The following is a 12,564-nucleotide window of genomic DNA, read 5'->3' as shown; positions in this document are numbered from 1 at the left end:
AAAATGTTATTCCCCTCTTATAAAAAGGGGATAAAAATATAAAAAAGGGGATAAAAGCGATTTATTGTTTAACCGAGCTCTCTCGCGCCATCATTATCGACTTTACAAACATGCACAAAACCTTCATTGTTTTGTAAATAATGATTTTCTAAATAAGTCGCCAGTTTTGTTGCGATTTGTAAATCAGGTGCGATGGAGAAAATCGTTGGGCCAGAGCCTGAAATCCCCGTTGCTAATGCGCCTAAATCACGAGTAGCTTGTTTCACTTCTGCGAAATTTGGTAATAAAGCTTCACGATAAGGTTCCGCAATCACATCTTTCATCATCATCGCTGCCAGGTTTTCTTGATGAGTGTGACATGCATGCACAAAGCCACCTAAATGACGACCATGAGAGATCACATCTTGACGTGTGTAGCTTTTCGGTAAAATTGCGCGCGCTTCAGCGGTTGAAACCTCAATGCCTGGATAAGCTAAGACCCAATACCAATTATCAAAAAATGGCAGTTTTTGGCAAATGTTACCGAGGGATTGTACCATAAATTGCACACCGCCTAAGTAACAAGGTGCCACATTATCATAATGGATCGAACCTGAAATACGACCTTCTAGCTCCCCCATCATTTCTAACAATTCCATTTTTGAGAATGGTTCATCGTGGAATTTATTTAATGCCACTAATGCAGCTACGATTGAGCACGCACTTGAGCCTAATCCCGAACCAATCGGCATATTTTTCTCAAGGGTCAAACGCAATGGTTTGACTCTCACATTGCGTAATTTTAATTGCTCACTAAACAGTACATAGGCCTGATACACGATATTTTTTTGTGGTTCCTTTGGCAATTTACGCACAAAATAGCCCGCACTTTCGAGCTCAAAACCACTTGGAATAGAGTCAATCTGTACGACATCACCTAATAATGAACCATCAATTGGTGAAATGGCTGCGCCTAATGTGTCAAACCCTACACTAATATTTGCACTCGATGCGGGAGCATAAATTCTTAACATATTATGTCCTTTTTAGTGATGTAATGTTCTTAAAATATCCGCAAAGATACCTGCTGCAGTCACGGCATTACCCGCACCATAACCACGTAATAGCAACGGAATTGGTTGATAATAACGAGTGTAGAACGCAAGGGCGTTTTCACCGTCTTTCACCTTATACAATGGGTTATTTTGATCCACGGCAATGATTGACACTTTGCAGTGGCCATCTTTAATTTGGCCTACGTAGCGCAATACTTTGCCTTCCGCTTTCGCGGCTTCAACGCGTGCTTTAAATTCCGCGTCTAATTGTGGCAACATCGCCATAAATTCATCAGCAGATTTGCCTTCAGAGAAGCCTTTCGGTAATACTCCCTCCACTTCCACATCGGAAAGCTCAAGTTCTAGACCTGCTTCACGCGCTAAAATAAGCAATTTACGTGCCACATCTTGCCCCGATAAATCATCACGAGGATCTGGTTCTGTAAAGCCTTTTTCACGTGCAAGTGCGGTCACTTCTGAAAGAGAAAGTCCTTCTTCTAATTTGCCGAAGATGAAAGAAAGTGAGCCAGATAAAATGCCTTCAAAATACTCAAGTTCATCACCTGCAGCCAATAAGTTCTGTAAGTTTTCGATAACCGGTAAGCCTGCCCCTACGTTAGTTTCGTATAAGAATTTATGTTGGCTTGCTTGTGCATTACGACGTAATTCATGGTAATAGGCTAATTCACGGGTATTCGCTTTTTTGTTTGGGGTTACCACATGGAAGCCTTCTTTTAACGCTCGCGCATAAAGTCCTGCGACCGATTCAGCCGTTGTACAATCGACAAAGACTGGATTCACTACGTGATGTAATTTAATGAAAGATAACAACACATCGAAATCAGAAGGTTGGGTTGCATTTTCAAGATCAGCTTTCCAATTATCTAAATTCAATCCGTTTTCATTTAAAAGCATTTTTGTTGAATTCGCTAAGGCACAAACACGGATCTCAATATCCTTCTTTGCAAGGTACTCTTTTTGTTGTTTGATTTGTTCAATCAATTCACCGCCTACCCCACCTACGCCGACTAGAAACATATCGACGACCTTCTTATTATTAAAAAGGGCTTGGTGAGTCGCTTTCACAGCTTCAATCGCTTTATTTTGCGCCACTACCGCTGAAATTGAACGCTCAGAAGAACCTTGTGCAATCGCGACTAGGCTGATATTCGCTTGAGCCAATGCAGAGAAGAAACGAGCTGCGATACCCTTAGCTTGTTTCATGCCATCGCCCACAACAGAGATAATAGAAAGATCTTTTGCAACTTCAATCGGTTCTAATTCATGGGCTTTTAATTCTGCAGCAAACTCTTGTTCTAAGATTGCTTTCGCAGCATCCGCTGATTTCACTGGCACACAGAAACTGATGCTGTATTCAGAAGAAGACTGCGTGATTAAAATGACCGAAATCCCTGCTTTCGACATGGCAGAGAAGACACGAGCAGCCATTCCCACCATACCTTGCATACCTGGACCTGAAACGTTAAACATTGCCACGTTATCAAGGTTAGTAATCCCTTTCACCTGTAACTCTTCAGATTTTACATGGCCATCAATCACAGAACCTGGCGCAGATGAATTACCCGTATTTTTAATTACACATGGAATTTGTTTTGGTAATAATGGACCAATTGTACGCGGATGGATCACTTTCGCACCAAAATAAGAAAGCTCCATTGCTTCACGATAAGAAAGGCTTGGTAATAAACGTGCATCTGGTACTAAACGTGGATCACAAGTATAAACGCCGTCTACATCAGTCCAGATTTCGCAAACAGACGCATCTAAACAAGCAGCTAAACAAGCTGCTGAATAATCAGAACCGTTACGACCTAATAACACTAATTCGCCTTTGTCATTACAAGCGGTAAAACCTGCCATTAAGACAACTTTATCCTTTCCGATACTTTTCGCATCAACGCGTTTTATAGATTCTTCAATATCAACTGAAGATTCTAAGTAACCGCCCTGCGCTAATAATTGTTTAACTGGATCAACAATGTGAACATTGTATCCACGTGCTTCAAACCACGCTTTCATCATAGCAATCGATAATTTTTCACCACGGCAGTCAATGGTTGCTTTAACTTTATCTTCTACTTTGCCAGCTTGGCGGATTTCTTCTAATAAACCTTTAATTTGGGCAAATTCTGCATCAATGAGGGCTTTGGTACCCGCAAGATCAAATTTATTATTTTCAGCGTACAAACCATTAATGATGTTATAGAAAATTTCAATGGCTTCGTTAAAGTGGGTATCGGTTGGTTGGTTTAATGCGGCTTTTTCAGAGAGGGCGACAAGATGATTAGTAATTTTAGCAGGAGCGGATAACACACCGGCTGCTTGTTCTTCTAAATGAGCTTTTTCGATTAATTGAGCTGCTTGCGAGAAACGCTCAGGGTTGGCTAATGAAGTGCCACCAAATTTTAATACGCGCATGATAATATCCTCAAGATGTTGTGATTTTTAAATATTAAAAAACCCGCACTAGACTGAATGCGGGTTTTCCTGATCCTGTTTGCTACGCACTAACCCGCCCCATTAATTGTCGTAATGGTCATAATAATGGTGGTAATAGTGAAAGTGCGGTTATTTTTCATTGTATTTTTACCTTGAAAAAAGATGTGTTTAGAAATACCGAAAAAGCGCGAGCTTGTCAAACATAAAATCGAAAAAATGAAGATTTTTTCTAAAAATCATTACTTTCGTGTAGAATAAAACGAGTTTTACATTGGTCAGGAAGGAAATGATGAAAATTCAACAAGCTCTCGAAACCATTCATCAACAAATCCAAACATCCACTCAACTTGCACATCGTCCTGAAAGTGCGGTCACTTTATTAGCCGTTTCTAAAACGAAACCTAATGAAGCCATTTTAGAAGCCTATCAAGCCGGACAAAAAGCATTTGGGGAGAACTACGTTCAAGAAGGTGTAGATAAAATTCAGTATTTTGAAGTACAGAATATTCAGCTTGAATGGCATTTTATTGGCCCATTGCAATCCAATAAAACGCGTCTTGTGGCTGAGCATTTTGATTGGATGCAAACGCTAGAACGTGCAAAAATTGCTGATCGTTTAAATGAACAACGCCCTGTCAATAAAGCCCCACTGAATGTTTTAATTCAAATTAATATCAGTGATGAAGCCAGTAAATCAGGTATTCAACCGAGTGAAATGATTGAGCTTGCAAAACACATTGAAAATCTACCGCACTTACGTTTACGTGGATTAATGGCGCTCCCTGCACCAACAGATAATGTCACTGAACAAGAAGCGGCTTTTAGCCAGATGGAACAATTATTTGAACAACTTAAAGCCGCTTTGCCTCATCAGCAAATTGATACGCTTTCAATGGGAATGACCGATGATATGCAAAGTGCCATCAAATGCGGCTCGACCATGGTGCGTATTGGCACAGCCATTTTTGGGGCGAGAGATTATTCGAAAAAATAATGAATAGAAAATAAAAAAGCGGTCAAAATTGACCGCTCTTTTTTTATCTGGATTTAATTAAATTTCTTCGCTCTTTTCAGAGAAACGTTCAATCTTCGCACCTAAGCAACGAAGTTTATCTTCAACGTGCTCATAACCACGATCGATATGATAAATACGATCTACGATGGTTTCACCACTTGCGATACAACCTGCTAATACAAGGCTGATTGATGCGCGTAAATCTGTTGCCATGACTTCGGCTCCAGAAAGATGCTCAACACCATGACAAACTGCTGTATTACCTTCAATCTCAGCTTTACCGCCCATACGAATTAATTCTGGAATGTGCATAAAGCGGTTTTCAAAGATGGTTTCAGTAATGATACTGGTGCCTTCTGCCACCATGTTTAACAAGGTGAACTGAGCTTGCATATCTGTTGGGAAGCCTGGGTGTGGTGCAGTACGAATATTCACTGCTTTCGGACGATTGCCATGCATATCCAATGTAATGCTATCTTCTGTGACTTCAACTTCTGCGCCTGCTTCACGAAGTTTATCAATCACCGCATCCATGGTATCCGCTTTGGTATTTTGACATACCACGCGACCACCAGAAATGGCCCCCGCAATTAAGAATGTGCCGGTTTCAATACGATCTGGAACCACGCTGTGTTCACAACCAGTTAAACGTTCTACACCTTCAATCACAACGTGATCAGTACCTGCACCGGTAATTTTCGCGCCCATTTTGTTGAGGAAGTCTGCAGTATCAACAATTTCTGGCTCGCGAGCAGCGTTTTCAATGATTGTTGTACCTTTTGCAAGTGTTGCAGCCATCATGATAGATAAAGTCGCGCCAACGCTCACTTTTTCCATCACAATACGCGTACCTACAAGACGATCAGCAACAACCGCTTTTACGTAACCTTCATCAAGCTCAATGGTCGCACCGAGTTTTTCTAAGCCACTAATGTGAAGATCGACTGGACGTGCACCGATAGAACAACCGCCTGGTAAAGAAACTTGACCTTGATTAAAACGAGCCACCAACGGTGCTAATGCCCAAATAGAGGCACGCATGGTTTTTACTAATTCATACGGTGCAACGAAGTGATCAATTTTAGAACAATCTAATAATACTGCACCTTCAGCATCACGCTCCGACACAACGCCAAGTTTACGTAAGATTTTTAAAGTGGTATCAATATCTTTTAGTTCTGGTACGTTTGTTAATTTAACCGGCTCAGTTGCCAAAATTGCAGCAAAAAGAATAGGAAGTGCAGCATTTTTTGCACCTGAGATGGTTACAGTACCACTTAAGCGAGATTTCCCGCCATAAACACGAAATTTTTCCATAGAAAATCCTAGCTTGCTTGATGTAATAGACGATCCATTTTCCACTTTGCAGTGGTATAGGTTTTAATAGTTAAAGCGTGAATTTCGCCAGTTTGGAAATAAGGCATTAATGGCGCGTAGATGGTTTGTTGCTGCTTTAATTTAGAAAGTGCTGAGATTTCATCACTCACTACAATCACACCAAAATGTGCATTTTCACCTTGAGCATAAACTTCATCTACATTCAGGCTTTCTTTTAAAATACGTTCAATTTCTTGCAGTTCCATTCGGATTTCCGTTTTAATTATGGTCGATAAAAGTGCTAATCCAATGAGATAAATTCACTAAATCAGCAAGGGTTAATAACTGTTCTGGAGGGTTTATCAACCGCACTTTCTTATTTAGTAACTGCTCACAATCGTGTAGAAAATCACACAATAATGCAAAACCGGCAGAATCAATTCGATTAATTTCAGTTAAATCAAATTCAATGAGACTTTGATTGTTTTGCTTTTCTGATAAAAAAGAAGCACGTTGTTGCCATAATGGTAACAACGTGTTGCGGGATAGCTCCCCCGATAATTGGAGAGCTATCTTATCATTATTTTGGATTAAATCCCACTTTAACGCAGTCATTCGCTTATTTGCTCAATGTCACTGGTGCTGCAGCAGATTTTTGAATTTGAGCAGTTAATGCATCAATACCTTGTTGACGTAAGATACCACTCCATTCATTTTGTTTGGTGACAACCATGCTCACGCCTTCAGCAACCATGTCATAAGCTTGCCATTCACCAGTTTTACTGTTTTTACGCCATTTAAAATCTAATTTGATTGGCGCTTGTCCACCATTTTGCATGATATTTACACGAATACTCACAAGGTTTTTGTCACCTACTTCTTTAGCCGGTTCAATTTGAATATTTTGATCGGTGTAAGCGGTTAACACTTGCGCGTAAGCTTGTTCGATAAAATCACTGAATGCTTTAAAGAATTTTTCACGTTGTTCTGGTGTGGTTGATTTAAAGTGTGAACCTAGCACCAAAGAACCTGCATAGTTTACTTGCACGTAAGGTAATAAATCGTTACGCACGATAGTACGTAAATAGTTTGGATCCTTTTTAATTTTTGCCTGATTGCTTTTGATATCGGCAAATAACTTATCTGATGCTTGTTGCATCAACACATAAGGGCTTGTTTCTGCACGTACAGTTTGAGTCACAAAAAGTGCAGTCACTGCAAATGCCATCACGCTAAACCATTTTTTAAACTGAGTAAATTTCATCATAAATCTCCTAAATAAAGATTATTATTTGGCTTCAGGTTCTGCTTTATCTGCATTACCGTCTGCTTTTTTATCACCGTAAAGGAACTGGCCGATTAAATCTTCCAACACCATTGCGGATTTTGTGTCTTGAATTTGGCTACCGTTTTTTAACATCGCGGTTTCACCATCATCAAAGCCCATACTTAAGGCGATATATTGCTCGCCTAATAATCCCGATGTTTTGATCGATAACGAACTATTTTCCGGAATTTCTTTATATTCTTCATTAATCGCGATACTGACTTTTGGTAAGTAAGATTTTTCGTCTAACGTAATGTCAGACACGCGACCAATGACTACCCCACCAAGTTTAAGTGGTGCACGGACTTTTAGTCCACCAATATTGTCAAAAGTTGCAGTCACTGTGTAAGATTTTGTTTCACCAAAACCTTGTACATTTGCTACGCGTAAGCCTAGGAACACTAACGCAGCGATACCGAGTAGTAAAAATAAGCCTACCCAAAATTCATATTTAATTGTTTGTCGCATAAAAATACCCTATTAGCCTGCCCCAAACATAATGGCAGTTAAGATGAAATCGAGTCCAAGTACCACAAGTGATGCGTGGACAACCGTTCTGGTTGTGGCTTGACTGATACCTTCTGATGTCGGAATACAATCATAACCATTGAATAACGCAATCCACACCACGGCAATGGCGAAAAATACGCTTTTAATAAATCCGTTTAGAATGTCATAGCTCCAGCTGACGGCATTTTGCATCACAGACCAAAAGCTACCTGCATCGACACCTTTCCAATCTACGCCTACAAGCGCACCGCCCCAAATACCAATCGCGGTAAAGAGAAGCGCAAGAATTGGCATCGCAATCAGACCCGCCCAAAAACGCGGCGCAATCACTCGACGTAATGGATCGACCGCCATCATTTCAAGGCTGGAAAGTTGTTCTGTGGCTTTCATTAAGCCAATTTCAGCAGTTAATGCTGAACCTGCACGACCCGCAAATAAAAGTGCGGTCACTACAGGGCCTAATTCACGTAATAAAGACAGCGCTACAAGTTGTCCAAGGCTGGTTTCTGCTGAAAAATCAACTAAGACCACATAACCTTGTAAGCCCAACACCATTCCAATAAATAAACCTGAAAGCAGGATAATTAGTAAAGACTGTACACCTAATACGTGTAATTGCTTCACTAATAAAGGAAAATGTTGACGAATTTGCGGCTTACCCACTAACGCACCAAACAACATAAAGCCAGAACGGCCTAATGCACGGAAAAATTTGATTACGCTTCGTCCAAGTGAAGAAATCATATCAACGATCATTTAAATAATTCCTCCACATAATCACCTGCCGGATAATGGAATTTTACCGGACCATCTGCTTCACCTTTCAAGAACTGCACCACTTGAGGATCTTGACTCGCCAGCAGTTGCTCTGATGTTCCTTCGGCAATCACATGTTTATCCGCAATGATATAGGCATAATCCGCAATGCTTAATACTTCCTGCACATCATGGGAAACCACGATAGACGTTAAATTCAGCGCCTCATTTAAGCGTTTAATTAAGCTCACAATTACGCCCATGCTGATTGGATCTTGCCCCGTAAACGGCTCATCAAACATGATTAAATCTGGGTCAAGTGCGATCGCTCGAGCCAATGCTGCACGACGCGCCATCCCCCCAGAAAGCTCCGAAGGCATCAAATCTGCCGCACCACGTAAGCCCACCGCTTCTAATTTCATCAACACAATTTGACGAATTAGACTTTCTGGCAAACGCGTATGTTCGCGAATCGGAAATGCCACGTTATCAAACGTTGAAATATCCGTAAATAATGCACCTGATTGGAATAACATTCCCATGCGTTTACGTACTTCGTAAAGCTCGCGATTTGAAAGACGACAAATATCTTGTCCATCAAACAAAATCTCGCCTTGTTCAGGATATAACTGACCACCGATTAATTTCAGTAGCGTGGTTTTCCCGATCCCTGATGGCCCCATAATAGCCGTAATTTTGCCCTGTTGGACTTTTAAATTCAGGTTATCGTAAATCACACGCTCACCTCGTTTAAAGGTCAAGTTTTTGACTTCGATTAGATTTTTATTCATTAAAATCTCATTGGTTTTACAAGAAGAAATTTATTTTCCTCTCACGTTAAAAAAGTGCGGTCGTTTTGACTGCTATTTTTGTGAAAGGTTCAAGCGGCGTTTTAATAACGTCGTGAAGCCACGTAATAACACAAAAATCAATGACAACACATAAATAGGTAAATTACCTAATGCTGCATAAGGTGTTTTACCTTCTGTTGGCACCATTTTATGGGTCAGTGTTGTTTCCTCAAATTGAGGTGCTTGTGCTTCAATGTTGCCTTTTGCATCAATAAACACTGAAATCCCCGTATTGGTTGCACGAATTAATGGTTTACCTAATTCGAGCGCGCGCATTCTAGCCATTTGCAGATGTTGCCAAGGGCCAATGCTATCACCAAACCACGCATCATTAGAAATAGTCAGCAAATAATCTGTTTCTTTTTTCAGATTTTCACGAAGTTGCTCACCAAAAATAATTTCATAACAAATAGCTGGCGCAAAAGCATGTTGTTTTGCCATAAAAGATGGCTGTACCGCATCGCCACTTTGGAACGCAGACATTGGCAAATTAAATACGGAATTAAGTGGACGCAACAAACTTTCTAACGGCACGTACTCACCAAATGGCACGAGATGATGTTTGCTATAACGATTTTTTGTCGTCAACTCATAAGGAAAATCAGGATTCCCTGCCGTCACAATGGAATTTAATAATTTACCGCTTTGTTCATCACGATATACGGTACCAATCATCACTTCCGTATTTTTCTCTTTCGCTACCTTATCTAAAGCTTCAAAAAATGGCGAGATCGCATTTTCCAAAGTTGGCAATGCCGACTCGGGTAAAATAATTAAATCAGACTTGCCTAAATGTGCCAAAATTTGTTTTTGATAGATGTCTACCGTGGCATAAAGATATTCAGGATCCCATTTTAAATTTTGCTCAATATTACCTTGTGCAAGCGTGACTGTTAGTCCTTTACCTTCTTTTGGTTGAACAAAATTCACTTTACCAGCATAAGCACTTAATCCACCCACAACCAATAATAGCAATGCATTCACACTGACTAAATTCAATTGTTTTTTCGATAGTGCAAAAATAAAATTAAAAATGACCGCACTTGCCCAAACAGTAAAGAATGTCAGCCCCGTGACACCAAAGATCGGCGCGATGCCGAAAAATGGACTGTCAATTTGGGTATAACCAAATTGTAACCACGGAAAACCGGTAAACACCCATCCACGCAAGAATTCAGTCAATGTCCAAATCGCGGCAAAAATGACCGCACTTTGCACCTGAAAACGTTGCACTAAATAGGTGAAAAGCATTGGATAAAGTGCAAGGTAAGCCGAAAGTAAGCCCACCAAGAGATAGCTCACACCAAGGGATGCCCCACCAAATTGATGAATGCTGACATTTAACCAACTTATACCAAAACAGAAAAAGCCCATCGACCACAAAAAGGTGGCCAAAAGTGCGGTTGATTTTTTGGCATTTTTTGCCACAAAAAGCAATCCGACTAAGGATACATAGGCTAATCCCCAATAATCAAACGGTGAAAAGGCAAATACGCCAATTACGCCAGAAATCAGGGCTATAAGATAAACGACTAATTTATTCATTTTATCCATACTACAAAAAAACATTCCCCCTCTTTAGCAAAGAGGGGGCTAAGAATACGGTCAAACTGAGTAACTTACTCAGCTTGTTCTTCCACGCCTTCCATATCCGATAAATGCTCATCCTGCACGGTTACGCGTACCTGAATTAAACGGCGACTATCGGCAGAAGTGACTTTAAATTGAATATTTTCTAAGGTGATTTCTTCACCACGCTTAGGCAAATACCCAAAGGCTTGCATGATTAAACCACCAATGGTATCCACTTCTTCATCATCAAAATGCGTATTAAATTGTGCATTAAAATCATCAATATCCGTTAGTGCACGCACGGCATAAGTGTGGCGAGAAAGCTGACGAATATCTGCGACATCTTCCTCATCAAATTCGTCTTCAATATCACCGACAATTTGTTCGAGAATATCTTCGATAGTCACCAAACCTGATACCGCACCAAACTCATCCACCACAATCGCCATATGGAAACGCTCAGAGCGAAAATCTTTTAGCATACGATCGACACGTTTACTTTCCGGCACAATCACGACTGGACGTAACAACTTGGAAAGTTCGAACTCTTCCGCATCTTCACGTAAAAACTTAAGCAAATCTTTTGCGTGCAAAATACCTTCAATATTATCGCGGTCATCCGTATCTGCAATCACAGGAAAACGAGAGTGGGCTGATTCAATAATGGTATTCAAGCAGGCATCGAGATCTTGATTCGATTCAATAAATACAATTTGCGAGCGAGGAATCATGATATCGCGCACGCGAAGCTCTGCGATTTCCATTACTCCTTCAATCATTTCACGAGTGTTTTGATCGATTAAATCGTTTTGTTCTGAATCGCGAATCACTTCCACGAGTTCTTCACGGTTTTTCAACTCACCTTGGAAAAAGCGACCAATAAGTGATTGGAAAAAAGATTTTTTAGTTGTTTCAGTTTGATTACTCGAATGTTCTTCGTTCATAAAATTAAATGTGTTACTGTCGGATTGACGGTGTGAAAAGTAGCATATTTTGACAAAAATCGCAAAAAACTTAAGCTAAATGGCTGAAAATAAAGTGCGGTTAAAAACATGGTAATTTTTAACCGCACTTTTACTTTAAAACTCTAGTCGTTGCGTTAACCCTTCCTCTGGTTCTTGACTTCGGAAAATCAGCCATAACCTCAACACATCAATCATAATTCCACGATGCAACGTAAGATAAAGCGGAAATCTGTGCAAGATATACGCTATTTGGATAGGTATACAATATCCGACCAACACGGATATTGCCTAAGGCGGAATGTCCACCGAGCATGACAGTCATAAAAACCTCTAATCTAAACTGAAAAATAAACTTCATTACTTATGTTGGGTTCAGATAGTAAGAAGTCATACCAATTAGATAAAATGATCTTAAATTGGTCAAACCCAAGATAATCATCGGGATATTCTTCATCACCCCAATAAATAGTTACTTTATCTAACGAGATTATCGCACCTAAAGTTTGCCCCCACATATCATATTCAAGAATTTCTTTTTTAGATATTTTATCAATCTCTTCTAGACCATTTTTTATCCACTTTTGTAAATGGCTTATACCTAATCCCTCATCATCAATTAAAAAATGAGTTATATTTAAATCTTCATTTATATTTAGAATAGAGCAATGTGGTTCTAAAGATCCATCTTTCCACATATCGATCCAACTAAACTTAACATTTATCATATGCTACTTGTCTCCCATAACTGGATAAACTG

At 40.0% G+C, this 12,564-nt stretch carries 13 protein-coding genes and 1 other annotated feature; of the genes, 1 reads left to right on the top strand and 12 read right to left on the bottom strand.

The window, feature by feature from the left end; translation table 11 throughout:
* Window positions 1-68 precede the first annotated feature (68 nt).
* Window positions 69-1,013 (bottom strand): homoserine kinase, encoded by a 945-nt coding sequence (thrB, locus tag DPV85_RS01600; RefSeq protein WP_111326624.1) that lies wholly within the window; start codon window positions 1,011-1,013, stop codon window positions 69-71.
* Window positions 1,014-1,025: 12 nt separating this feature from the next.
* Window positions 1,026-3,473 carry a bifunctional aspartate kinase/homoserine dehydrogenase I gene (thrA, locus tag DPV85_RS01595; RefSeq protein ID WP_111326622.1) on the bottom strand — a complete coding sequence of 816 codons (2,448 nt, stop codon included), beginning with the start codon at window positions 3,471-3,473 and terminating at the stop codon, window positions 1,026-1,028.
* A 33-nt stretch (window positions 3,474-3,506) separates the two neighbouring features.
* Window positions 3,507-3,621 (bottom strand) — a sequence feature (Thr leader region).
* Between the two features lie 162 nt (window positions 3,622-3,783).
* On the opposite strand from thrA, the gene DPV85_RS01590 reads away from it, so the two are divergent.
* The gene (locus DPV85_RS01590) at window positions 3,784-4,488 is read left to right on the top strand and encodes a YggS family pyridoxal phosphate-dependent enzyme (RefSeq protein WP_111326620.1); all 705 of its coding nucleotides are present in this window, start codon (window positions 3,784-3,786) and stop codon (window positions 4,486-4,488) included.
* A gap of 57 nt (window positions 4,489-4,545) precedes the next feature.
* On the opposite strand, the gene murA is transcribed toward DPV85_RS01590, so the two are convergent.
* The 10 genes from murA to DPV85_RS01535 form a co-directional block, all read right to left on the bottom strand.
* The gene (murA, locus tag DPV85_RS01585; protein ID WP_111326618.1) at window positions 4,546-5,826 is read right to left on the bottom strand and encodes a UDP-N-acetylglucosamine 1-carboxyvinyltransferase; all 1,281 of its coding nucleotides are present in this window, start codon (window positions 5,824-5,826) and stop codon (window positions 4,546-4,548) included.
* Window positions 5,827-5,834: 8 nt separating this feature from the next.
* Window positions 5,835-6,092, bottom strand: coding sequence for a BolA family protein (locus DPV85_RS01580; RefSeq protein ID WP_005697151.1), 258 nt, complete (start codon window positions 6,090-6,092; stop codon window positions 5,835-5,837).
* Window positions 6,093-6,105: 13 nt separating this feature from the next.
* Window positions 6,106-6,441 carry an STAS domain-containing protein gene (locus DPV85_RS01575; RefSeq protein ID WP_111326616.1) on the bottom strand — a complete coding sequence of 112 codons (336 nt, stop codon included), beginning with the start codon at window positions 6,439-6,441 and terminating at the stop codon, window positions 6,106-6,108.
* A 4-nt stretch (window positions 6,442-6,445) separates the two neighbouring features.
* Complete coding sequence (gene mlaC, locus DPV85_RS01570) at window positions 6,446-7,093, bottom strand: phospholipid-binding protein MlaC (RefSeq protein WP_111326614.1); 648 nt, start codon at window positions 7,091-7,093, stop codon at window positions 6,446-6,448.
* Window positions 7,094-7,114: 21 nt separating this feature from the next.
* Window positions 7,115-7,621: an outer membrane lipid asymmetry maintenance protein MlaD gene (mlaD, locus tag DPV85_RS01565; protein WP_049373950.1), complete on the bottom strand. Its 507-nt coding sequence runs from the start codon at window positions 7,619-7,621 to the stop codon at window positions 7,115-7,117.
* Window positions 7,622-7,633: 12 nt separating this feature from the next.
* A complete protein-coding gene (mlaE, locus tag DPV85_RS01560) occupies window positions 7,634-8,419 on the bottom strand; it encodes a lipid asymmetry maintenance ABC transporter permease subunit MlaE (RefSeq protein ID WP_049366355.1) in 786 nt (261 codons plus the stop codon).
* The gene (gene mlaF / locus DPV85_RS01555) at window positions 8,416-9,210 is read right to left on the bottom strand and encodes a phospholipid ABC transporter ATP-binding protein MlaF (RefSeq protein ID WP_049369220.1); all 795 of its coding nucleotides are present in this window, start codon (window positions 9,208-9,210) and stop codon (window positions 8,416-8,418) included. The genes mlaE and mlaF overlap by 4 nt, the downstream gene beginning before the upstream one ends.
* Window positions 9,211-9,282: 72 nt before the next feature.
* Complete coding sequence (gene lnt, locus DPV85_RS01550; protein WP_111326917.1) at window positions 9,283-10,815, bottom strand: apolipoprotein N-acyltransferase; 1,533 nt, start codon at window positions 10,813-10,815, stop codon at window positions 9,283-9,285.
* A 74-nt stretch (window positions 10,816-10,889) separates the two neighbouring features.
* On the bottom strand, window positions 10,890-11,786 hold the full coding sequence (gene corC, locus DPV85_RS01545; protein WP_111326612.1) for a CNNM family magnesium/cobalt transport protein CorC: 897 nt from the start codon (window positions 11,784-11,786) through the stop codon (window positions 10,890-10,892).
* Between the two features lie 356 nt (window positions 11,787-12,142).
* Window positions 12,143-12,502, bottom strand: coding sequence for a hypothetical protein (locus tag DPV85_RS01535; protein WP_133253067.1), 360 nt, complete (start codon window positions 12,500-12,502; stop codon window positions 12,143-12,145).
* Window positions 12,503-12,564: the final 62 nt, after the last annotated feature.

Origin of the sequence: Haemophilus parainfluenzae, assembly GCF_003252725.1 — a bacterium.
Taxonomy (GTDB): Bacteria; Pseudomonadota; Gammaproteobacteria; order Enterobacterales; family Pasteurellaceae; genus Haemophilus_D; species Haemophilus_D parainfluenzae_L.
This window is presented reverse-complemented; position numbering and strand designations above follow the sequence as displayed.